The sequence below is a fragment of the Ferrimonas sp. YFM genome (assembly GCF_030296015.1).
Taxonomy (GTDB): domain Bacteria; phylum Pseudomonadota; class Gammaproteobacteria; order Enterobacterales; family Shewanellaceae; genus Ferrimonas.
On the sequence record NZ_AP027368.1, the window covers coordinates 497,945 to 521,031 of the forward strand.

Here is a 23,087-nt window from a genome sequence, read left to right on the forward strand (position 1 = left end):
CGGTTCCTTAGGTCCGCACACTCTACCAGATGGTCTACCCTTATTCAGCCGTCCCGAAATGTAGACGAATCTTTAAATTCTGCTTTTTTGTAATTTAATTTCATAAAAGTTGGGCCCGTGTCACAAAATCCGTTCGGTTATCGATGTAACTTTAGGCATCACTTGTAAGGGAGCAACGTAATCATGGCAACTAGCAAAGAAATTGGTGCGCTGAAAAAACTGGTTCGCGCAAGCAATTTTCTCTCAGTAGCTCAAATTTACCTGAAGCAAAACGTACTGCTGCAACGCGATCTGCAGCACGATGACATCAAGCCCCGCCTGCTGGGCCACTGGGGTACCTGCCCCGGCATCGCCTTCGTTTATGCTCACATCAACCGTCTTATCTGCAAGCACAACCGTCCCTTCCTCTACCTGGTAGGTCCAGGCCACGGCTTCCCCGCGGTACAGGCCAACCTGTTCATCGAAGGTTCTCTGTCTCACTTCTACCCTGAGACCATCCCGTACAAAGAAGCGGGCATGAAGCAGATCTGCGAGAAGTTCTCCGCAGCCTACGGTTACCCCTCTCACGCCAACCCTGAAGCCCCCGGCCAGATCCTGGAAGGCGGCGAACTGGGTTACTCTCTGGCGGTAGGCTACGGCGCTGCCCTGGATAACCCCGACCTGATCAACGTGGTTCTGGTGGGTGACGGTGAGTCCGAGACCGGTCCTCTGGCCGCCTCCTGGTACGCCAACCGCCTGCTGGATCCTAAGAACTCCGGCGCGGTACTGCCGATTCTGCACATCAACGGCTACAAGATCTCCGGTCCTACCCGTCTGGGTCGTATGGACGACGAAGAGATTCGCATGGAGTTCACCGGTCTGGGCTACGAAGTGCTGTTCGTTGACGATGAGAAAGAGGAAGACGTGTACGTTCAGATGGCTGATGCCATGGACCGCGCCTACGAGATCATCAACGACATCCAGACCCGCGCTCGCAACGGCGAAGATGTATGCAAGCCCAAGTGGCCTGTTATCGCCATGCGCACCGCCAAAGGCTGGACCGGCACCAAAGAAGCCGATGGTAAGAAGCTGGAAGGCAACTGCGATTCCCACCAGGTTATCATCAACAACTGCGCCAAGGACCCTGAGCACCTGCGCATGTTGAACGAGTGGATGGCCAGCTATGGCTTCGATGAGCTGTACAAGATCGAAGATGATGGCTCCATCAAGTTCGATGCCGACATCGAGTCCCTGATCCCCCGTGAAGATCTGCGCATCGGCCGTCAGATCCTGTCCTACGGTGGTGAGGTGGTTCGTCCGCTGAACAAGCCTGACCTGAAGGGACTGTCCTACGGTTCCGAGACCCCTCGCGGTCAGCGTGGCGTGTCCATGAACAAGATGGGTGAGTGGATGCGTGACGCATTCCGCCTCAACGCCGAGCAGAAGAACCTGCGTATCTTCTCTCCTGATGAGACCTACTCCAACCAGCTGCAGGCGGTATTCGAAGAGACCAGCCGTGCCTGGCAGTGGCCCATCAAAGAGTGGGATAACGACATGTCCCGCGACGGCCGCGTGATGGAACTGCTGTCCGAGAACCTGCTGTTCGGTATGCTGCACGGTTACACCGTGACTGGCCGTCACGGCATGTTCCCAACCTACGAAGCGTTCGCCCAGGTGGTTTCCTCCATGTGCGACCAGTACTGTAAGTACGTTTACGCTTCCCAGGGTGTGCCTTTCCGTAAGCCTGTGCCTTCCTGCAACGTGGTACTGTCCTCCCTGCTGGAGCGCCAGGACCACAACGGCTACTCCCACCAGAACCCGTCTCTGCTGGGCGCCATGCTGGAGAAGCACCCCACCATCATCTCTGCCTACCTGCCCGCCGACGGCAACAGCACCCTGTGCTACACCGAGAAGGCGTTTGACGACCGCGATAAGCTGAACGTCATCGTGGCCGGTAAGAAGGAGCTGCCTCAGTGGCTGACCCTGGAAGAGGCCAAGAAGCAGTGTGCTGAAGGCATCATGACCTGGGACTTCGCCTCCGACGAGAACCCAGACGTGGTACTGGCTTCCTGTGGTGACTACGTGACCCAGGAGTGTATGGCTGCCCTGGTTCTGATCCGTGAGCTGCTGCCTACCCTGAAGATCCGCTTCGTGAACATCTCCGAGCTGACCTCCGACGGCATCGGCAGCCTGAAGTACGGCCAGAACCCCACTCTGCTGGATGAGTTCCTGACCAAGGACAAGGGCGTGGTGATCAACTACCACGGCTACCCCAACACCATCCACAAGCTGCTGTTCAACTACCCTGGCATCAAGCGTTGCCGCGTGAAGGGTTACGTTGAAGAGGGTTCCACCACTACCCCATTCGACATGGGTGTACGTAACGGTACCTCCCGTTACCACCTGGTTATCGACATGGCGTACAAGGCCTTCCAGCAGGGCGTGATCACCGATGCTCAGCACGTTGAGATCACCACCGACATGCTGCAGCGCCTGGTAGACCACAGGAACTACATCAAAGAGTTCGGTGTGGATCCCAAGGAGATCACCGATTGGGTATGGTCTCGCTAAGACGCAGTGACTGACAATAAGAGGGCCTGATGGCCCTCTTTTTTTCAGGTGACTTTGTCTCAAATTCGGTGCCGAGTTACTGAACGAGGAGATTTTGCCTGAGAATTGTCCGAATCTGCGCCAGGCTGATGTAGTTGGCTTTCATTTGATGGCTTTAGGCTGTCTTTTATTTACTGATTTGGGAGCAAAGCCACCCGCCGGCTCCACCGACCATGGGGATAAGCCTTTGGGACGTGGCCTGTTCTGGGATAAAATGGCCGCCGCTGTAAAACCGATTAAGTGAATAGATGACAATACGGGTCGCCATCAATGGATTTGGCCGCATCGGCCGTTCTACTCTGCGAGCGCTCTATGAGAGCGGATTGCGGGAACAGATACAGGTCGTGGCCATCAATGAGCTGGCCTCACCGGAGGCGATCGCCCACCTGACTCAGTTCGATACCACCCACGGCCGCTTTGCCCAGTGCGTCAGCCTGGAGCAGGGGGCATTGAGAGTGGGGACAGACAGCATCGAGTTGCTCCACTGCGCCGATCCGGCCCAACTGCCCTGGAAGCGACTGGGGGTGGACATCGTGCTGGAGTGTACCGGCAAGCTGAGCAGCCGCGACGACGCCGGCCTGCATCTGCAGGCAGGGGCGGGCAAGGTGCTGTTCTCCCATCCGGCGGCCCCGGATGTGGATGCCACCGTGGTGTTTGGCATTAACGAGGCGAAACTGAAACCGGAACACCGCATAGTGTCCAACGCCTCCTGCACCACCAACTGTTCGGTGCCGGTCATTACCCTGCTGGATGAAGCCTTTGGCATTGAGCGCGGAGCCCTGACCACCATCCACTCCGCCATGCACGATCAGCAGGTGATCGACGCCTATCACGACGATCTGCGTCGAACCCGAGCCGCCAGCCAGTCCATCATTCCGGTGGACACCAGACTGGCCCGGGGAATTGAAAGAATACTGCCCCATCTGGCAGACAAATTTGAGGCCATTGCGGTGCGGGTGCCGACCATCAACGTCACCGCCATGGACCTGTCGCTGACCCTGAGGCAGCGAGTCGACATTGACAGCGTAAACCAGACCCTGGCCAAGGCGGCTCAGGGCAGGCTGCGCGGCATCCTGGACTATACTGAAGCGCCACTGGTTTCCAGTGATTTCAACCACGATCCCCACTCCTGCATCGTGGACGGAACCCAGACACGGGTGGCAGACGGCCACCTGGTGAAGCTGCTTATCTGGTGCGATAACGAGTGGGGCTTCGCCAACCGGATGCTGGATACCTGCCTGGCAATGTCGGCACAAGAACAGATTTGATTTAATCACTTTAAGAGGAATAACCATGAGCGTTATCAAGATGAAGGATCTGGCCCTTGCCGGTAAGCGAGTGCTGATTCGCCAGGACCTGAACGTGCCGGTCAAAGAGGGTAAGGTCACCTCCGACGCCCGTATCCGTGCGTCCCTGCCCACCATCAAGCTGGCCCTGGAGCAGGGCGCCAAGGTGATGGTGATGTCCCACCTGGGCCGCCCCACCGAGGGTGAGCCTGCTGCCGAGTTCTCTCTGCAGCCTGTGGTGGACTACCTGGCCGATGAGCTGGCGTGCCCCGTGCGTCTGGCCACCGACTACCTGGACGGTGTCGAGGTTGCCGAGGGTGAGCTGGTGATCCTGGAGAACGTTCGCTTCAACAAGGGCGAAAAGAAGGATGACGAGACTCTGTCCAAGGCCTACGCCGCCCTGTGCGACGTGTTCGTGATGGACGCCTTTGGTACCGCCCACCGCGCCCAGGCCTCCACCCATGGTGTGGCCAAGTTTGCCCCTGTGGCCTGTGCCGGCCCTCTGCTGGCCGGTGAACTGGACGCCCTGGGCAAGGCCCTGGACAACCCGGCCCGCCCTCTGGTGGCCATCGTGGGTGGCTCCAAGGTCTCCACCAAGCTGACCGTACTGGAGTCACTGTCTCAGGTGGTGGATCAGCTGGTTGTGGGTGGCGGCATCGCCAACACCTTCATCGCGGCGGCTGGCCACAAGGTGGGCAAGTCCCTGTTTGAAGCCGATCTCATCGATCAGGCCAACACCCTGACCGCTCAGGCCCAGGGTCGCGGTGGTGACATCCCTGTGCCGACCGACGTGGTGGTGGGCAAGGAGTTCTCCGAGAGCGCCGAAGCCACTCTCAAGCCTGTGGCTGAGGTGGCCGACGACGACATGATCTTCGACATCGGCCCCGACAGCGCTGCGGCCCTGGCCGAGGTCCTCAAGTCCGCCGGCACCATCGTCTGGAACGGTCCAGTGGGTGTGTTCGAGTTTGACCAGTTCGGCAAGGGCACCGAGACCATCGCCCGTGCCATCGCCGAGTCCGACGCCTTCTCCATCGCCGGTGGCGGTGACACCCTGGCGGCCGTGGACAAGTATGAGATCGCCGATAAGGTCTCCTACATCTCCACCGGTGGCGGCGCCTTCCTGGAGTTCCTTGAAGGTAAGAAGCTGCCCGCGGTGGCCATGCTGGAGCAGCGCGCTCAGGGCTAACAGGCCCAGACCTCAATAAGAATGAATTCAGGCGCGCGGGAAAGCGCGCCTAATAAGCCTTACATCTACAACAGGAGCTTTTCCCATGGCACTGATCTCTTTGCGCCAAATGCTGGACCACGCCGCGGAGCACAACTATGGTGTGCCCGCCTTCAACGTTAACAACCTGGAGCAGATGCGTGCCATCATGCAGGCCGCCGAAGCCACCGACTCCCCGGTGATCGTGCAGGCCTCCGCCGGTGCCCGTAAGTACGCCCGTCCCCAGTTCCTGCGCTACCTGATGAACGCCGCCCTGGAGCAGTACCCTGATGTGCCTGTGTGTATTCACCAGGACCACGGTACCTCTCCCGACGTCTGTCAGCGTTCCATCCAGATGGGCTTCAGCTCAGTGATGATGGACGGCTCCCTGCGCGAGGACGGTAAGACCCCGGCGGATTACGGTTACAACGTTCAGGTGACTCAGCGCACCGTTGCCTTCGCCCACGCCTGTGGTGTGTCCGTAGAGGGTGAGATCGGTTGTCTGGGCAGCCTGGAAACCGGCATGGCCGGTGAAGAGGATGGTGTGGGCGCCGAAGGCGTTCTGAGCCATGACCAGCTGCTGACCGATCCTGAAGAGGCGGCCCGCTTTGTTGCAGCCACCAAGGTGGATGCCCTGGCCATCGCCATCGGTACCAGCCACGGTGCCTACAAGTTCTCCAAGAAGCCGACTGGTGACGTGCTGCGCATCGACCGCATCAAGGAGATCCACGCCCGTATCCCTGATACCCACCTGGTGATGCACGGTTCCTCCTCCGTACCTCAGGAGTGGCTGGCGGTGATCAACGAGTTCGGTGGCAACATCCCTGAGACCTATGGTGTGCCCGTTGAGGAGATCGTAGAGGGGATCAAGCACGGTGTTCGTAAGGTGAACATCGACACCGACCTGCGTCTGGCCTCCACCGGTGCGGTTCGTCGTTTCCTGGCGGAGAACCCTTCCGAGTTTGACCCTCGTAAGTTCCTGAAAGCCTCCATGGACGCCATGGCTCAGATCTGTACCGATCGCTACGAAGCCTTTGGCTGTGCCGGCATGGGCTCCAAGATGAAGCCTCTGTCTCTGCAGGCGATGTACAAGCGCTACCAGACCGGTGAGCTGGATCCTAAGGTTCACATCTAAGGCGAATTCACTCCAAACTGCCGAAACGCCCGCATTTGCGGGCGTTTTTTTTGGCTGATTATGTTAACTTTGTCACACCTCCGGGCCCAGTGTTGGGCCGGAGTGCTTTAGGGATGCAGTAGAAAGGATTGGATGATGAAAAAAACACTATTGGCCGTCGCCCTGATGGCTCTTTCTCCCTGGGCCCTGGCCGAAGACGCCACCGCCCCGGTCGGGAACGCTGAGCTGGGATTCTCCAACACCACGGGTAACAGTGAAGTGACCACGGTGAAGGGTAAGGTGGAATACAAACACTGGCTGAGTGACTTCGAGAACCGTTACCTGCTGGAAGCCCTCTATGTGGAAGATGATCAGCAGGTGTCCAAGGAGCGTTACTACGGTGAGGCCCAGACCAACTACCGCTTCAGCGAACACTCCTACCTGTTTGGATTTGCTTCCAACGACATCGACAAGTTTTCCGGTTACCGCTATGTGGCCACCGCCGCCGCCGGTTACGGTCGCCGCCTCTACCAGGGCAACAAGATCTATCTGGATGGTGAGATTGGCCCAGGTTACAGCTATAAGCGGGTAGACCCGGCCCAGGCGCCGGATGCGAGCAATGAGTCTTCCATCATTGCCCGTGCCAACCTGGATTTCTGGTGGGCCTTCTCCGAGAACGCCGAATTCCGTCAGAAACTGGCGTCGGACATCAGCCTGTCAGGCAATGCCACCATCACCAAGGCGGAGTCCTCGGTGACTGCCAGCCTGGTGGGCTCCCTGGCGATGAAGTTTGCCTTCGCGGTCAAGCACACCACCAAGCCGGTGGATGACAAGGATTCTCTGGATACAGAGACCTCTATGACCCTTCTGTATAAGTTCTGATGGCGTCATAGGCCGGCCCTTCGGCGGCCCATTCCAGGTCGCCGGAGCCGGCTCCCTCCCCCTGGCGCATCAGCGCCAGGGCATCCCCCAGCTCCATCTCCCCGTCGAGCCAGCAGGCACTGAACTGCAGATTTATGGGCGTGCCCCGGAAGCGGGCGGCCATCTCATCGGCGATCGCCTCCACCTGTTGTGGCCGGCTGTCGGACACCATCAGCAGGGTGTGTTCCCCCATCTGGGCGATGCAGCTGTGCAGGGGCACCAGGGTGGCCAGTTGCTGACGGATCAGGCTTTGGTTGATCAGGCGGGTTTCGTGAGGCGGGGTGATCTCCTGATTGAGGCCGATGCGGATCAGCGCAGCCGGGGCCACCGCCCTGCGGTAGAACAGTTGCAGCTCGCGAATGCCCGCCACTGCCACAGTGGGCTCGGCGGGGCTCATCAGGGTCAGCACCAACTGCCCCCGGTCGTCGCTGGCGTTGATCTTGGCCAGCAGCGGCAGGATCCCCTGGTTGGCGGTGGCCAGCCACACCCGCTCCTCCCAGGCTTCGTCCCGGCCCAGGGTGGCGGTGATCCCCTTGGGGGTGATCCCCTCAGGCAGGCTCACCAGATCCGTGAGGCTGAGTTTGCGACAGGACTCCGCATCCAGGCCCAGCATCGACTGCAGTGAGGGGTTGCTCAGCACCAGGTGGTAGTCGCTGTCCATCAGCGCCAGGCCCACCGGCGTGCGGGACAGGGAGCGGTAGGCCTCCTCCTCATCGGTGATGGCGTGCAGGTTGGCCACCACCAGAGGGTAGTGGCCCTCCCCCTGGCTGTGGCACAGCTCCACGCTCAGCAGCTGCTGCATCTCCCGGGCGGGCAGCTGGCCGCGCCAGTGCCCCTTATCCAGGGCCACCTCCCAGCCATGGCGGGCCTGGGGAGAGTCAAACAGCTTGGAGAACCACAGGGCGCCCTGGCGGCCCCCTTTGAGGCCCAGCATGTTCAGGGCGGTGGGGTTGCCGGAGAGCAGCTTGCCCGAGGTGGTGAACAGCAGGGTGCTGCCGGCGTGCTGGTAGATCTGTTCGGTGATGTCCATGGCCAGCTTGAAGTGGCCCTGCTGACGCAGCAGGCCATGCTTCTGGATGGTGAGCCAGCACAGGAACAGCACCAGAACCAGGCCGGTGGCCCCCAGCAGGCGGCGGTGGTCCCTGGCCAGCAGCTCCAGATCGTGATCATCGAAGGAGGAGACCAGGTAGAAGGGCTCGAAATGTCCTGCGGTCACCTTAAGGTAGAGATAGTGGCGCTCATCCAGAGTCAACTGGCCAAACTGCTGGCCACGGATCTCAGGCCACAGGGCGTTGTAGTTCGCCCGCTCCTCACTGGTGAGGCGGATCTTGCCGCCGGTGTGGGACACCTTGATGGGGTCGCCCTGGATGTCGAACATCACCAGAGGGATCTCGCCCATACGGTCGGTGCGATAGAAGGCGCTCAGCACCGGGGTGAGATCGGAATAGATGGCGGCGTACTCCACCCCGTGAGGATTACGGGGGATGGGGATGCGCTGCCAGTGTTCGATGCGGTGCAGCTTGGGGTCCACCATCAGCGGAGAGTAGCGCCCCAGTTCCTCGCCCATGGCGGGCTGGTTGTCCGCCTGGCCGCCATAGCCGTTGAGCCCCTTGAGGTCGGTGCCCACCACCAGTTGGTTCTCCCCGTTATAGAGCTCGATGGCCTCGATGGCTTCAAACTTGTTGGAGAGCCCTTGCAGGTAGTTCTTCAGCAGGGGCTTATCCAATTGAGGGTCGTCCAGAAGGAAGCGCAGCACCCCGAGCTGGGCGATGGCCTGACCGCGAGCCTGGAGGGAGAGCAACCGGTCTGAGACCCGGTCGCTGAACAGCTGCACTTCGGAGAACCTGTGGTTGCCCAACTGTTCGCGCTGGGACTCCAGGTTGACGCCGAAGGCCCACCCCAGGATCACCGCGGTCAGGCAGACGATGACGGCGATCTGGCCCCAGAGGGTGTCCACTCGTCGTCCCATGCTGCTCAGTTCCGGCAGGGAATCCAGTAAAGAGGAGAGTTTCGGTGTCATGTCACGTAAGGGTTGGCTCGAATTTGCCTCACTGTATCACTCATGTAATCGGTGAGCCACGACCCTGGCCATTGATGAGGAGATTCTGGCCGGAAGACCGGAATGCTAACAGGTAAATTCGATTAATCAGCCGGTCATGATGGGCAAAAAAGAAAGACGGCCTTTGGCCGCCTTGTCGGTGTTGCCGGGCTCAGAGGCGGTCAGCCGACGACATCCAGTGCCCTGTGCCGGAACTGGACGCCCGCCTCATCACAGATCGCCTGGCAGGCCGGGATGTCCACCCCCTCCAGGCCGTCGATGGCGGAGGCGCTGACCCGGCTAATGTGCTGGGGCGCCTCCTTGAGGAAGGCGCGCATGGCGTTGTAACTGCCCTTGAGCCTGGGGCGACAATGCGTCTGATAGGTGGCTTCATCCTGGGCATTGAGGGAGATGGACAGGGCGTCGATGCACTCCCCCAGCTCCGGCAGGATGTTGCGGCGATGAAACAGGTTGCCCAGGCCATCGGTGTTGATGCGGGTGTTGCCGCCCTGGGCCTTCACATGGCGGGCGATGGCCAGCAGGGCGTCCAGGTTGAGGGTGGGCTCGCCGTAGCCGCAGAACACAATCTCGTCGAAGTCGGTCACCTCGCCGAGCAGGGGGATGATCTCCTCCGCCGTGGGCTGCTTATCCAGCTTCAGCTGATACTGATGGACCTCGGTGCTGCCGTTGTGCTTGGGGCAGAAGGCACACTCAAGGGTACAGCGACCGGTGAGGTTGATGTAGCGGCTGTTGCGGATGTCGTAAACCAGCTGGCTCATCTCGGATCCTACTTCTTCTTCGGCTTCTTGGGTTTTTTCGCCTTGGAGGCCGGCTTCTTCGCCTTTTTCGGGGTGCTGGGCTCTTTGGTCTGGGGCTTCATGTCCTGGAACACCCGGCGGCGAATGGGCTCGCCCACGTAGCGTTCAATCTTACCCAGGTAGGGGTGGTCATGGGCTTCGACGATGGAGATGGCACAGCCTTTGGCCCCGGCACGGGCGGTACGGCCGATGCGGTGTACATAGGTGTCTGCATGGCGGGGCAGGTCGTAGTTGATCACATGGGTGATCCCCTGGATATCCAGGCCCCGGGCGGCCACGTCGGTGGCGATCAGCACCTTGATTTCGCCATCGCGGAAGCGGGCGATGGCGGCGTCACGCTTGGCCTGGGGCATCTCGCCCTTGAGGCAGTTGGTGCGGATTCCGGCCCTGTCCATCTGGGCGATCAGCTTCTCGACCCGCTCACGGGTGCGAACGAACACCACCGCCTTGGTGCACTCCTCGTCGGCCAGCAGGCGCTTGAGCAGGGCCAGTTTGTGGGTGGCATCGTCGGCCCGGTAGTAGTACTGGGCGATCTTCTTGCGTTCACGGCGGGAGGGGGAGGAGTTGATCCGGGCGGGCTCATCCAGCAGGTCCCGGGCAAACCCCTCGACGGCGTTGCCCTCCAGGGTGGCGGAGAACAGCAGGGTCTGCTTGCGCCAGCGAGCTTCGGCGGCGATGCGGTCTACCGTGGGGCCGAAGCCCATGTCCAGCATACGGTCCGCTTCGTCGATCACCAGGATCTCCACGTCGCGACAGGCCACCTTCTCCTTCTCGATGTAATCCATCAAACGGCCGGGGGTGGCCACCAGCAGATCCAGGTTCTTACCCAGCATCTCGTCATCCTGGTTGTAGTCCACGCCGCCGGTGAGGGTGCCGGTGATCAGCCCCAGGCCGGCCAGCAGTTTGTCCGCGTAGTCGCGCACCTGGGAGGCCAGCTCCCGGGTGGGGGTCAGCACCAGCACCCGGGCATGACCCGGGTCCTTGCGGGGAAAGTCCAGCAGGTGCTGCAGGGCGGGCAGCAGGTAGGCGGCGGTCTTGCCGGTGCCGGTAGGGGCATTGGCCAGGATGTCTTTCTGCTCCATGGCCAGGGGGATCACCTCCTCCTGCACGGAGGTAGGGGTGGTGTAGCCCGCCTTGGTGACGGCGCGCATCAGCCGGGGGTCCAGCTCCAGGTTGTCAAAACTCATGTGGGGTCTATCCCTTCAGATAAAAGTCGGCGGTCAGGGCGCGGAACTCGTCGGAGTAGCCGCCGTCAGAGCCATGAATCACCAGTTGTTGAGTGGGGCAGCCGGCCGTGTCCCGGGCCAGCTCCGCCAGAATCAGTTTGTCCCCCTTGACCGGGGTGCTACGGACCCGGGTTAACCGGGTCAGGGCCAGGCCGCTCTCCATGGCGGCCTGGTTGAGTCTCTGCAGGCTGGAAGCGGGCAGCACCAGGCTGGCATGTCCGTTGGGGGTCAGCAGCTGTGCCATCGCCTCCAGCAGCCTGCTCAGGCTGAGGCCACTTCGGGCCTGGGCACGCTTGGGGCAGGGGGCGGCCAGGCTGTCCTCGAAATAGGGTGGGTTGCTGATCAGGTGCTGATAGCCGCCCTGGTGGGTGTCTGCCCACTCCCGTAAATCCCCCTGAAACACCCGGATCCGCTGATGCCATGGGCTGGCGGCGACATTGTCCCGTGCCTGTGAAGCCGCATCCGGGTCCAGTTCCAGGGCATCGACCTGGCCGGCGCCTCGTTGAGCACAGCACAGTGCCAGGAGCCCGCTGCCACAACCCAGGTCCAGGGTGCGCCCCTCGGGGACAACCCGTGCCCAGCTGCCCAGCAGCACCGAGTCGGTGCTGACCTTCATGCCGCAGCGGTCATCGTCGATGTGAAACTGTTTAAAGGTAAAACCCATGGACACATTCCAAATGTTCAAGGCGGGGATTTTACCAGATTCGATATCAAAAGCCTGTGTCTCTAATAAAACCAAGATGTTAATGAAATGGTCTGACTTGGTTTCATTTTGTGGTGAGGGCATTGTGTATTGTACGCGATTGCGGTATTAACTGTCGCTGCGATTTGATAGTCCATTGGATCGCCCTTAACGAAAAAGGACGAGAAACTAACCACGGACATTCGCTTTTACCAAACGATTGGTTAGAAAACCCTCAAAATAAGAGGGAAAAACAGCAAATTGAGTGTAACCCAAAGTTTACATGGGTGGCCCTGATACAGGGTTTTAGATGAAGAAGAGGCAAGTTTGGAAAAGCGTTTAACCTTGATGGACACCCTGAGTGTCGGCTTTATGACCTTCGCGTTCTTTTTGGGCGCAGGTAACATGATCTTTCCCCCCATGGCGGGCTTCCTGGCCGGAGACAACTACTTCCCGGCCATGATTGGCTTCCTGTGCACCGCCGTGGGACTGCCGCTGCTGGGCCTGGTGGCTGTGGCCAGGGCCGGGGGCAGCATCCCAGTGATCACCAAGAAACTGCCCGCTTGGGTCGGCGTGGTGATCGCCTCTGCCATCTTCATCATCATTGGCCCCGCGTTCGCGGCGCCCAGAGCCGGGTTGGTGGCCTATGAAATGGGGGCCGTGCCTTTCCTGACCGAACCCGGTGCCACCACCCAGGCCCTCTACTCGGTGATCTTCTTCGGCATCGCCATGCTGTTGGCGCTGTTCCCCGGTAACCTGGTGGACAGTGTGGGCAAGGTGCTGACTCCGGCGCTGATTGTGCTGTTTGCCGTGCTGGCAGTGGCCGCCTTCGCCTTCCCCCAGGACCCCATAGGTCAGGCCCAGGGGGCCTACACCAGCGGTGCCTTTACCAAGGGTTTCCTCGAGGGGTATGGCACCATGGACGCCCTGGCCTCCCTGGTGTTTGGCATGCTGATCGTGGATCTGCTGCGTAAGAAGGGGATCACCGACAGCGGCCGTCAGGCCCGCTACCTGGGTATCGCCGCGATGATCGCCGCGGCCGGTCTGGCCTTCGTCTATGTGCCCCTGTTCTACCTGGGAGCCACCAGCTCTGTGTTGGGTGCCGGTGCCGACACCGGTGGTGCCATCCTGACCACCTTCGTGTACCAGGTGTTTGGCAATGCCGGTGTGGTGATGTTGGGCGCGGTGGTGACCCTGGCCTGCCTGACCACGGTGATTGGCCTGATCTCCGCCTGTTCCGATTACTTTTCCGAGCTGATGCCAAAGGTGGGTTACCGCGGCTTCGTGGTGGCCAATGCCCTGTTCTGCGCCGTAGTGGCCAACGTGGGTCTGAGTCAGCTGATCCAGGTGAGCATTCCTGTGTTGATGGCGGTGTACCCTGTGGCCATGGCGCTGATCGCCTTCTGTTTCGTTCGTGGCTTTATGCAGAACGAGCGGGTGGGTCTGCTGCTGATGGTGTTCGTCTCCGGTCTGTTCGGCCTGTTTGACGGCATCAAGGCCGCGGGCATCAGCACCGACTTTATCTCTGCCCTGCCTCTGTACGATCAGGGGATGGCCTGGCTGCTGCCCACGGTACTGGCCACTGTCATCGGTTGCCTGATTCGCCGTCCTCAGCCGCAGCTGGCCCACTGAGCCCCGAGTTGACAACCCATCAGGGCGCCTTCAAGGCGCCCTGTTTTTTTAGGCGGCGGTGCCCGCCTTCTGGGCCAGTTGCACCGCACTCATCAGTTCGGTGCTGCACAGGCGGCTGATCTCCACCCCGTCGAAAATGGGGCCCAGAGCCGCCACCAGCCTCTCCCACTGGTCCTCATCCATCTTATCGATCAGGGCGGCAAACTGGTCTGAGACCGGGTGCGCCGGCAGGTAGTGACGGTACATGGCCACCACGGATTTGAGCATGCTCAGGTAGGGAGAGAGTTCGGTGGTGGTGGAGAGGGCGTCGCTGTCGATCCAGCCCACCGCCACCTTGCCGATGCGCTCCGGCTGGTCCAGGGACATTCTCAGCAGCAGTTCGATGTCGAAGGCGAAGCGCTTCTCCAGCATATGTCGGGTCAGTCCGTCGATGCAGCTTGCCCTGAGCATCTTGAATCCGCACTGGGTGTCTATGATGCTGTTGAGCTGTGGCAGCAACCGTTTCCAAAGGTAGATGAACAGTTTGCCTCTGTTGTTTCGCATCCCCTGTTTGACCACCACCGAGGTGGGTTCCCGCCGGGAGCCGCAGGCGATCAGGTTATCGTGACGCTGCAGGTTTTCCACCAGCAGCCCCAACTGACCGAGATGGGTGGAGAGATCCGCATCTGTGTAGGCGACGAAGTGCTCCCCCTGGTGGGGGTATTGGGCGGCGTGCCAGAGCCCGTGGGCGATGGAGCCCCCCTTCTGGCTGTCGTTGGTGCTGTCGAGTCCGGCGGCCGGTCCGCGTTTCTCCCGGATCGCCTCCTTCAGAAACACCACTTCGATGGGCGGGGTGCCCGGCAGGGCATCCAGTTGCTCCAGGGCGCGGCCGCCGCTGTTTTCCGGGCAGCCGTCGTCCAGCAGTATCAGCCGCCAACGCACCTTGGGGTTGTCCTGACACAACCACTCCAGCTGCTCAAACTTCCTCTGAATGAAGGCTTCACCATGGGGGTGCTCCTGGGGACTGAGCATCCTGTTGTGCTCTTTATACATGGCGAAAACCACACTTATCAGTGTGTTAGGTCTACACTCTCTAAGGTAGAGCTTGGAAATGGCCAGCTTGACCGCCATCTTGGCGGCCAGCGCCTGATGCAGGATCAGTTCCTGCTCCAGCTCTTTCAGCTGATAGAGGTCCAGCCCCTGTTCCAGCAGGTGGTTGGCCATGGAGGTCAGCTTGGACAGATGTTGATGGTTGGTCAGGTTCAAAAGGTGTGTGAGCTCCCCTTGCTCGCCGATCAGATCCGTTAAGGTTTGATTCATAACCCCTCCCTGGGTAGAAAACCTGTCAGTCCAATAACGCTAGGACAGAAAACTGGATTTAACCAATGGATTGGATAAAAACTTTGCCTCTGCCCATCGCCCTGATCTGTGCGTCTTGGCCGGCCTGTGCCGACGGGGAGGGAGAGTTCTATCGGGAAGCGGGACGCCGGGCGCCGGAGCAGAAGCGGGGTAAGCTGACCCAATCCGCCAGGGCGGAGGCAAAGCCTGCAGAGGAGGCGGAGTGGCAGGGGCTCTGGAAAGGGGTGACCAGCTCCTTCGCCCTGCCCCTGGAGCACCTTCTCGACGAGGAGCGTCCCTGGTATTCCGGGCTCTCGGGCAATGTTGCCGCCTACTACCCCTTGAAGGAGAGTGTGGTCGCCACCTCTGACAACAATGTGGGGGGCATCGAGGGAACCAACCCCTCGCTGACGGCCACGGTCAAATACAATCCTGTGGGGAACTGGTTCGCCACCCTGACCCTGTACCACTATTTTGATGGGGATCTTCAACAGCCCTGGGAGCCGGACTACACCTATGTGTTTGGCTACAGCGACTGGCGCCCCTACACCTTCAGCCTGATCTACTCCAACTATGGCGGCAACCGGTTCTCACCCAAAGAGGGGGAGAAGGGGACCTACTTTGAGCGGGGAACCTGGTCCCTGGGATGGAAGTTTCCCATCCCCCAACCCTGGCTTCGCCCCTTCTCCATCTGGGACGACGCGTCCATGGGCTGCCAGGTGGATTACCACTACACCCCGGAGTATTTCGATTCCGAGCAGGAGCTCTACCTCGAGCATGGCCGCAGCCTGAGCCTGGGGTGCAAGTACAGCTTTACCGGCAACTGGTATCTGAACTTCAACCTGTTTCATTACCCGGACAGTGCTCAGAAGCAGCCCTGGAGTCCGGATTTTACCTATGGCTTTGGCTACTTCGACTGGCGCCCCTTTACCTTCAGCCTGCAGTACAACAACTACTCAGGCAATCGCTACCCCTGGAACCCGTCAGAGCCCGGCACAGGTCGGTTCAAGGACGGTGCCCTGATGCTCGCCTGGAGCTGGGCCTTCTGACGCATCCCTCAGACCGATGCAGAACCGGTTGGCCAGGGGCTGAAGGTCCACCCAGCGGTTGACCGTGTTGAAGCCGGTGGCGGAGACCCGAATCAGGTAACGGCCGGAGGGCAGGGTCAGCCCCTGTGAGTAGCGGGGAGAGATATTCAGCACCTCTATCTTGGCGTTGGCCGGGGTGGTTTCCACGAACAGGGGCACCAGAGAGACGTCTTGTGAGTAGCGTTTCTGATCGTCCGTCCACTGCTGCCAGAGGGCAGCCTGACGTTGCAACTGATGGTTCAATCTGGCCAGTTGCGCCTGCTGTTCGCTCAGTCGGCGACGTTGATCGCCCAGTGTCTTCTCCAGGGCACGTTGACGCCGCTCCAGGGCGGGATCCTGCACAGGTTGTGGCAGCGGCAGTGGCACCGGGGCAATCGCCCGGGGCTGGCCGGGACGCAGATACGCCAGATAGAGGGGCAGCCACTGCGCCCAGGGTTGCGCCCTCTGCCGGGCCAGTTGGGCAAAGCGCTGCCAATCCGGATCTGTGTCGGAGGCGAGGCGCAGGCGCTCCTGCTCCATAAGCTGCGCCTTCATCGTCTGCTGAGCGCTGTGTTGGCGGATTGTCTGCAGCTGCTCCCAGCGCAGTTGCCACTGCCAGAGCAGCAGCAGGCCGAGCAGAAACAGCCCCGCAAGCAGCAGAACACTCAGGGTGTGTTTTTTGCCGATTCCATCCATGACGGCCATGTGACTCCCTGTTCTTTCAGGCAAAAATAAGTGTAGTTCAGTTTGAAGGAGCAGAATTTGTCTACTAGCGTTAAAGAAGCACAGTGGAGAGTGCAGACAGGGAATTGGGTCCAAATGAAGCTATTGGTTGTGGAAGATGCCACGGATGTGCGCCTGGTCCTGGTCGCAACGTTGAAGCGCTTCGGTTATCAGGTCAGACAGGCCGCCGATGGCGCCGAAGGGTTGGCGATCCTCAAGCAGGAAACCGACATTCAACTGGTGGTGTCCGACTGGGCGATGCCGGTGATGGATGGCTTCGAGCTGTGCCAGCAGCTCAAGCAGGCCCAGGCGATCGACCGCTTCATCTATTTCATTATGTTCTCCTCCAACGACGACGAAGAGCGGATCATCTCCGGCCTGGAGGTGGGGGCGGACGATTTCATCGCCAAGCAGGCGCCCAGGGCCGAACTCAACGCACGAATACGTGCCGGAGGGCGGATCATCGAGCTGCACAATCAGCTTCAGCGCAAGCAGGAGAAGCTGGAGAAGGCCTACGCCAGCATCGAGAACGATGTGATGCAGGCGGCCGAAATGCACGCCAGACTGCTGCCCACCATCCGCTCCCTGCCCAGGGTCAAGTTCGCCTGGCACGCCGTCAGCTCGGCGTTTCTTGGGGGCGACATGTTCGACTATCTCGAGCTCGATGAGCGCCACATCGCCTTCTATCTGCTGGATGTGTCCGGCCATGGCCTGCCTGCGGCTCTGCTGTCGTTCACGCTCAAGCATGTGCTGTCTCCGTCCCAGCAGGGGCGAAGCCTGATGAAGCCGCCTCTGGCGTCGGCCCCCTACTACTATGTGGCGGATCCCGCCGAGGTGGTGGCCAAGCTCAATGACAGGTTTCAGTCCGATGATGAACAGTACTTCACCATGGTCAGCGGGGTGCTGAATACGCAAACGGGGTTGCTGTCTCTGTGTCAGGCCGGGCATCCCGGGCCACTGCAGCAGACCGGGGAGGCGATCATTGAGCATCACAGGAACGGTTTTCCTGTTGGCATGTTGCCCGGGCTCGACTATGAATCTTATCAGGTCCAGTTGGCGCCGGGTGACAGGCTCTTCCTATACTCCGATGGCGCCAGTGAGTGTTTCAATGCCGCCCGTCAGGAGTTCGGGGTGGAGCGCCTGAGGCACACCCTGGAGGAGGGGAAACGGCTGGATCTGGACAGTCAGCTTCAGCAGTTAAAGCAACGTCTGGCGCTTTGGAACCAAGGCCCGGACTTCGATGACGACGTATCGGTGCTGGCCATAGAGTGGCTCGGCGATGAGGGAAAGTAAGCTATGGATATGCATACTGAAACAAGAGATGGACATCTGATTATCACCTTGAAACAGAGTCGGCTGGACGCCAGTGTGGCGCCGGGATTTCGCCGGGAACTGGAGGCGGCCATCGCTCAGGGCCATGACCGCATCGTTCTGGACCTGTCGGAAGTGACCTTCATGGACTCCAGTGGCCTGGGTGCCGTGGTGGCCATCCTGAAAGCCCTGAAAGGGGGCGAACTGCGCATCGTTGGATTGCAGCGAGCGGTCCAGGAGCTGTTCCGCCTGACCAGGATGGACAGCATCTTCCGCTGCCATGACGACGTCGGCTCTGCCCTGTCTGCATAGGAGAGAACCAGTGCGAGGAATGATTCTGGGCGCGGGTAAAGGAACCCGGGTGCGTCCCATCACCGAGAAGATACCCAAGCCGATGATTCCGATCCTGCGCCGCCCGGTGATGGAGTCGATCATCTATCACTTCAAGCGCCATGGCATCGACGAGATTGTGGTCAACACCTGCCACCTGGCGCCGGTGATCGAGGATTACTTCCGCGACGGCAATCAGTATGGGGTGGACCTGTGTTACTCCTACGAGGGGGTCAAGGAGGGGGATACCCTGGTGGGCAAAGCCCTGGGCAGTGCCGGTGGCATGCGCCAGGTGCAGCAAACCTCCGGCTTTTTCCATGACACCTTCGTGGTGGTCTGCGGCGATGCCTGGATCGATCTCGATCTCACCGAGGCGCTGGCCTGGCACAAGCAACAGGGCGGACTGGCCACCATCATCACCAAACGCATGCCGGAGGAAACCCTCAACCGCTATGGGGTAGTGGAAACCGACGAGCAGGGCAGGGTGCTGGCATTCCAGGAGAAGCCTCCCCTGGGCACCGCCGTCAGCGACATGGTGAACACCGGCATCTACATCTTTGAGCCGGAGATCTTCAACTACATCCCCCCGACCGGCGAGTACGACATAGGGTCGCAGCTGTTTCCCGAGCTGGTGCGTCAGGGCATCCCCTTCTACGCCACCGCCATGGAGTTTCAGTGGGTGGACGTGGGCCGCCTGAGTGACATCTGGGAGGTGACCTGCAGCATCCTCAACGGCGAGGTGAGCAACTACCCCATTCCCGGCCGGGAGATGGCCCCTGGGATCTTCGTGGGGATCAACTGTGTGATTGATCTGGAGATGCTGGATATCGAGGGACCGGTGGTGATCGGCAATGGCTGTCGCATCGAGACCGGCGCCAAGCTCCGCGGTCCCCTGGTGATTGGTCACAACTGCGTGATTGAGCGAGGGGCGGTGGTCAGCAACTCCTGTCTGGACGATTACACCCATGTCAGCGGCATTGCCGCGGTGACCGACCGGATGATCTACAAGCATCATTGCATCGATCATCAGGGGCAGCACTGCACCCTGGGGGAGATCGGCGCCGAAGGCCTGGTGAGGGACAGCCGGGCTCCCTCGGAGCCTGTCGCCCGAGAGCTGCATCAGCTGCCGGATTTCAAGGCGGGTAACTGACGAGTGAGCGACATGGCGAAATGCATCACCCTCAGGGGGGAGGCGGGCTACGCGGAAGTGAGCATGATGGCCAAGGCGGTGGCGGCCATGTATCAGCTCTCCGCCCTGCCGGCGAAGGACGCCTGCCTGGTGGAGCTGGCGGTGGTGGAGGTCGGTAATAACATCGTGGAGCACGCCTATGGGGACAAGCCGGGGGGGCTGCTGGAACTCAGATACCTCCAGGCAGAGTGCTCCATAGAGATTGTGCTGGTGGATGAGGGCGCCCCCATGCCCAAGGAGATGCAGGCTCGGGTTGCCTGCGCCGAGCTCCAGCAGATGGACCCGGGGGACCCCGCCACCTGGACCACCAGCGGCCGTGGTCTGGGCATAGTCAATGAAGTGATGGATGGCCAGAGCTATCGCCGCGAAGGCAACAAAAACTATTTCAGGATGATAAAACAGGCATAAGGATAGGCCTATGGGATTTTATTTTGAGGCGTTCGAGCAGCGAAAGCCTCCCGAACCTCTGCCGGCAAGCCCGGCGCGGGAAGCGCTGTTTCAACTGCTTGCCACCATCAGTCTGACTCTGGGCGCCTGGTATCTGTGGTGGCGCTGGACCGAGTCGCTCAATTTCGACGCCCTCTGGTTTGCCATTCCCCTGGTGGTGGCTGAGACCTGCGCCTACATCGGCCTGGTGCTGTTCACCGTCAATCTGTGGCGAGTCAGGGATTACCCTCGGCAGTCCCCCCCCCAAACCATAGGTCAGTGTCTGGCCGAGACGCCGGAACGGGACAGGCCGCTGACGGTGGATATCTTCTTCCCCAGCTACGACGAAGAGGTTGAGCTGGTTCGGCTGTCCATCCGTGACGCCAAGGCGGTGCGTTACCCACACCCCATCGACCTGCGCATCGCCATTCTGGATGACGGCAAACGTCCCGCCATGGCGGAGATGGCCCGGGAGGAGGGGGTTGGCTACATCACCCGGGAGGACAACGTGGGCTTCAAGGCGGGCAACCTGCGCAACGCCATGGAGCAGACCAGTGGCGACTTCATCGTTATTTGCGATGCGGATACCCGCCCCTTCCCCACCATACTGGAGCACACCCTGGGTTACTTCCGTGACCCGGATGTGGCCTGGGTGCAGACGCCCCAATGGTTTTTCGATATCCCGGAAGGGGAGCGGTTGCCCAACTGGCTGGGGCGTCGCCTGGGCGGGGCCGGACGCTGGCTGGGCAAGGCGGCAGAGAGGCTGTATGGCCCGGTGACCCTGGGTAAGGACCCCTTCGTCAATGATCCGCAGATGTTCTACGACATCATCCAGCGGCGCCGAAACTGGGCAAACGCCTCCTTCTGCTGCGGCGCCGGATCCATCCATCGCCGTGAGGCGGTGATGGAGGCGGCCCTGAAGTCCTACGCAGAGAGCATCTCCAGACAGCGCAGCCGCCAGGACAGCAAGATCAAGGCGCTGACCGGAGAGGAGGAGCTCAATCCTGAACTCAAGGAGATGATGGACACCCAGACCATATTGGATACCGAGTTTACCCCCTACAAATTCCATGTGTCCGAGGATATCTACACCTCGGTGGTGCTGCACTCGGACCCCGATCGGAAATGGAAATCGGTAATGCACCCCCAGGTGGAGTCCAAGATGCTGTCGCCTCAGGATCTGCAGACCTGGGTGATTCAGAGATTCAAGTACGCCGGCGGCACCCTGGACATCGCCAAGAACGACAACCCCCTGTTCCGGCCCGGCATGACCCTGGGGCAGAGGGTGATGTACGCCTCCACCGTCTGGAGTTACCTGGGGGGGATCTGGAACCTGGTGTTCCTGCTGTCGCCCATTATCTACCTGCTCAGTGGCATCGCCCCGGTCAGTGCCTACTCACAGGCGTTCTATCTGCACTTCATCCCCTTCATCATCGCCAATGAACTGGCCACCATGGCGGCGACCTGGGGCTTGGCGGGGTTCAAGGGGAAGGCCAACTACCTGGCCTTTTTCCCGGTCAACCTGAGGGCGATATGGACGGTGCTCAGGGGGCAGCAGATCAAGTTTCCCACCACTCCGAAGGAGCGGCAGGAGGGCAACTTCTTCCACCTGGTGCTGCCCCAGGCGGCGGTGATGCTGGTGACCTGTTTCGCCCTGATTCTGGGGTGGCTCAACATGGAGTTTAACTGGTACGGGGAGCACAGCCTGAGCGGCATGATAGTGAACACGTTTTGGGGACTCAACAACGTCGTGGCCATGTCTGGGCTGGTGATGGCGGCGTTCTGGAAGCCGCCCGAGCACGGGGTGGCAGAGCCGGCGGGATAGCGCAGCCCGCAGGTGTTTTTTAGGCTGGATATAAAGGAGAAAGCAGGGATGGCTTTCAAACAAAATCTTCTGAATGCCCGGCACCACCTGGTGTTTCTGGTGGGGCTGGCGCTGGCGTTTTCTCTGGTGCTGAGCCTGGAGCAGCGGGAGTTCGATAACGATCTTATCGACCGGCTGCACTTCTCTTCGGACATTCCCAACCCCAAACCCAGGCCATTGACGGCTCAGGAGCGTCAGTGGGCCCAGAGTGCCTGGCGCTACTTCGAGGCCAATACCCAGGAGAGCGGGCTGGTGAACTCGGTGGATGGCTACCCCTCCACCACCATGTGGGATACCGCCTCCTACCTGATGGCGGTGATCGCCGCCCGGCGCCTGCAGGTGATCGACGAGGGCGAGTTTGACCGCCGTATCCGCAACGCTCTGGTCAGCCTGGCGCGGATGCCGCTGTTCGATGGCATCTTGCCCAACAAGGTGTACGACACCCGCACTCTGGCCCTGGTGAACTACGACAACAGCCCCAATGAACGGGGGATCGGCTGGTCGGCCATCGACATCGGCCGGGTGCTGGTGCCCTTCAATATCCTGGCCTGGGACCACCCTGAATACACCCAGGGGGTCAACCGGGTGTTGCAGCGCTGGAACCTGTCGCCGCTGCTGCAGCAGGGAGTGATGTTCGGCGCCCGGGTGAACCGGGAGCTGACGGAGCTGGTGCAGGAGGGGCGCATCGGCTACGAGGAGTATGCGGCCAAATCCCTGGCATTGATGGGCCAGGATGTCTCCCAGGCGCTGCGCTACACCGACTTTCTGAAGATGGTGCCCATCGATGGGGTGGCGGTGCCCACGGACAAGCGGGATCCGCGACGCTACAAAGCCCACAACTATGTGGTCAGTGAGTCTTACATCCTGGATGGGCTGGAGTATGGCTGGGACAGAATCTCCCACGAGTTTGCCTGGCGGGTGTATCAGGCCCAGCAGGCCAGGTATCAGCGCACTGGCATCCTCACCGCGGTCAGTGAGGACAACATCGACCGTCCGCCCTATTTTGTCTACAACACGGTGTTCTCCAGCGGTCAGGCCTGGCACGCCACCACGGACACCGGTGAGCACGCCGATCAGTTCCGTACCCTATCCACCAAGGCGGCGTTCGGTTGGTACGCCCTGTACCAGGATGAATACAGCGAGAAGCTGCTGGCCAAGGCCGCCACCCTGGAGAGTCCGGACAAGGGGTTCTATTCAGGCTGGTATGAGATCCTCGGGGAGACCAATACCGCCTTGACCGCCAACACCAACGGCATCATTCTCGAGTCCCTGCTGTACATACGCGAAGGCCGCCTGCTGAACGTCGGCAAAGGGTCAGGACAGGTGCAGTTGGCCGCCAAGGAGCGTTGA

Annotated in this window: 19 protein-coding genes; 13 read left to right on the forward strand and 6 right to left on the reverse strand. The window is 60.6% G+C overall.

Annotated features, from left to right (window positions below; all coding sequences use genetic code 11):
- The first annotated feature begins 183 nt into the window (after positions 1–183).
- The 5 genes from QUE41_RS02415 to QUE41_RS02435 all read left to right on the forward strand — a co-directional run bounded on the left by QUE41_RS02415 (position 184) and on the right by QUE41_RS02435 (position 7,075).
- Positions 184–2,550, forward strand: a complete 2,367-nt coding sequence (locus tag QUE41_RS02415) for a phosphoketolase family protein (RefSeq protein ID WP_286341368.1) — start codon at positions 184–186, stop codon at positions 2,548–2,550.
- Positions 2,551–2,837: 287 nt separating this feature from the next.
- Positions 2,838–3,857, forward strand: a complete 1,020-nt coding sequence (epd, locus tag QUE41_RS02420; RefSeq protein WP_286341369.1) for an erythrose-4-phosphate dehydrogenase — start codon at positions 2,838–2,840, stop codon at positions 3,855–3,857.
- A 25-nt stretch (positions 3,858–3,882) separates the two neighbouring features.
- Positions 3,883–5,061: a phosphoglycerate kinase gene (locus tag QUE41_RS02425; protein ID WP_286341370.1), complete on the forward strand. Its 1,179-nt coding sequence runs from the start codon at positions 3,883–3,885 to the stop codon at positions 5,059–5,061.
- Positions 5,062–5,146: 85 nt separating this feature from the next.
- A complete protein-coding gene (gene fba / locus QUE41_RS02430) occupies positions 5,147–6,214 on the forward strand; it encodes a class II fructose-bisphosphate aldolase (protein WP_028109226.1) in 1,068 nt (355 codons plus the stop codon).
- Between the two features lie 135 nt (positions 6,215–6,349).
- Positions 6,350–7,075: a DUF481 domain-containing protein gene (locus QUE41_RS02435; RefSeq protein ID WP_286341371.1), complete on the forward strand. Its 726-nt coding sequence runs from the start codon at positions 6,350–6,352 to the stop codon at positions 7,073–7,075.
- On the opposite strand, the gene QUE41_RS02440 is transcribed toward QUE41_RS02435, so the two are convergent.
- The 4 genes from QUE41_RS02440 to QUE41_RS02455 all read right to left on the reverse strand — a co-directional run bounded on the left by QUE41_RS02440 (position 7,050) and on the right by QUE41_RS02455 (position 11,860).
- Entirely contained in the window at positions 7,050–9,083 is a 2,034-nt protein-coding gene (locus QUE41_RS02440) for a nitrogen regulation protein NR(II) (protein ID WP_286341372.1), read from the reverse strand. The two genes, QUE41_RS02435 and QUE41_RS02440, sit on opposite strands and share 26 nt — an antisense overlap.
- A 251-nt stretch (positions 9,084–9,334) precedes the next feature.
- On the reverse strand, positions 9,335–9,931 hold the full coding sequence (locus QUE41_RS02445) for a TatD family nuclease-associated radical SAM protein (protein WP_286341373.1): 597 nt from the start codon (positions 9,929–9,931) through the stop codon (positions 9,335–9,337).
- Positions 9,932–9,939: 8 nt separating this feature from the next.
- Complete coding sequence (gene srmB, locus QUE41_RS02450) at positions 9,940–11,157, reverse strand: ATP-dependent RNA helicase SrmB (RefSeq protein WP_286341374.1); 1,218 nt, start codon at positions 11,155–11,157, stop codon at positions 9,940–9,942.
- Between the two features lie 7 nt (positions 11,158–11,164).
- Positions 11,165–11,860, reverse strand: a complete 696-nt coding sequence (locus QUE41_RS02455; RefSeq protein WP_286341375.1) for a tRNA1(Val) (adenine(37)-N6)-methyltransferase — start codon at positions 11,858–11,860, stop codon at positions 11,165–11,167.
- A gap of 345 nt (positions 11,861–12,205) precedes the next feature.
- Between QUE41_RS02455 and brnQ the strand changes: the two genes are divergently transcribed.
- Complete coding sequence (gene brnQ / locus QUE41_RS02460) at positions 12,206–13,510, forward strand: branched-chain amino acid transport system II carrier protein (RefSeq protein ID WP_286341376.1); 1,305 nt, start codon at positions 12,206–12,208, stop codon at positions 13,508–13,510.
- A gap of 48 nt (positions 13,511–13,558) precedes the next feature.
- Here the strand turns inward: brnQ and QUE41_RS02465 are convergent, their stop codons facing one another.
- On the reverse strand, positions 13,559–14,809 hold the full coding sequence (locus QUE41_RS02465; protein WP_286341377.1) for a glycosyltransferase family protein: 1,251 nt from the start codon (positions 14,807–14,809) through the stop codon (positions 13,559–13,561).
- A 65-nt stretch (positions 14,810–14,874) separates the two neighbouring features.
- Here QUE41_RS02465 and QUE41_RS02470 point away from each other — a divergent pair, with 65 nt between their 5' ends.
- Positions 14,875–15,876: a hypothetical protein gene (locus tag QUE41_RS02470; RefSeq protein ID WP_286341378.1), complete on the forward strand. Its 1,002-nt coding sequence runs from the start codon at positions 14,875–14,877 to the stop codon at positions 15,874–15,876.
- On the opposite strand, the gene QUE41_RS02475 is transcribed toward QUE41_RS02470, so the two are convergent.
- Positions 15,811–16,599, reverse strand: coding sequence for a hypothetical protein (locus QUE41_RS02475; protein ID WP_286341379.1), 789 nt, complete (start codon positions 16,597–16,599; stop codon positions 15,811–15,813). The two genes, QUE41_RS02470 and QUE41_RS02475, sit on opposite strands and share 66 nt — an antisense overlap.
- Positions 16,600–16,713: 114 nt before the next feature.
- On the opposite strand from QUE41_RS02475, the gene QUE41_RS02480 reads away from it, so the two are divergent.
- From QUE41_RS02480 to QUE41_RS02505, 6 genes are read left to right on the forward strand one after another with little or no spacing between them, the layout of a single operon-like run.
- Positions 16,714–17,910, forward strand: coding sequence for a PP2C family protein-serine/threonine phosphatase (locus QUE41_RS02480; protein WP_286341380.1), 1,197 nt, complete (start codon positions 16,714–16,716; stop codon positions 17,908–17,910).
- A 9-nt stretch (positions 17,911–17,919) separates the two neighbouring features.
- Entirely contained in the window at positions 17,920–18,240 is a 321-nt protein-coding gene (locus QUE41_RS02485; RefSeq protein WP_286342893.1) for an STAS domain-containing protein, read from the forward strand.
- Between the two features lie 19 nt (positions 18,241–18,259).
- A complete protein-coding gene (locus QUE41_RS02490) occupies positions 18,260–19,408 on the forward strand; it encodes a nucleotidyltransferase family protein (RefSeq protein ID WP_286342894.1) in 1,149 nt (382 codons plus the stop codon).
- Positions 19,409–19,420: 12 nt separating this feature from the next.
- On the forward strand, positions 19,421–19,855 hold the full coding sequence (locus QUE41_RS02495; RefSeq protein WP_286341381.1) for an ATP-binding protein: 435 nt from the start codon (positions 19,421–19,423) through the stop codon (positions 19,853–19,855).
- Between the two features lie 10 nt (positions 19,856–19,865).
- On the forward strand, positions 19,866–21,698 hold the full coding sequence (locus tag QUE41_RS02500; RefSeq protein ID WP_286341382.1) for a glycosyltransferase family 2 protein: 1,833 nt from the start codon (positions 19,866–19,868) through the stop codon (positions 21,696–21,698).
- A 48-nt stretch (positions 21,699–21,746) separates the two neighbouring features.
- A complete protein-coding gene (locus tag QUE41_RS02505) occupies positions 21,747–23,087 on the forward strand; it encodes a DUF3131 domain-containing protein (protein WP_286341383.1) in 1,341 nt (446 codons plus the stop codon).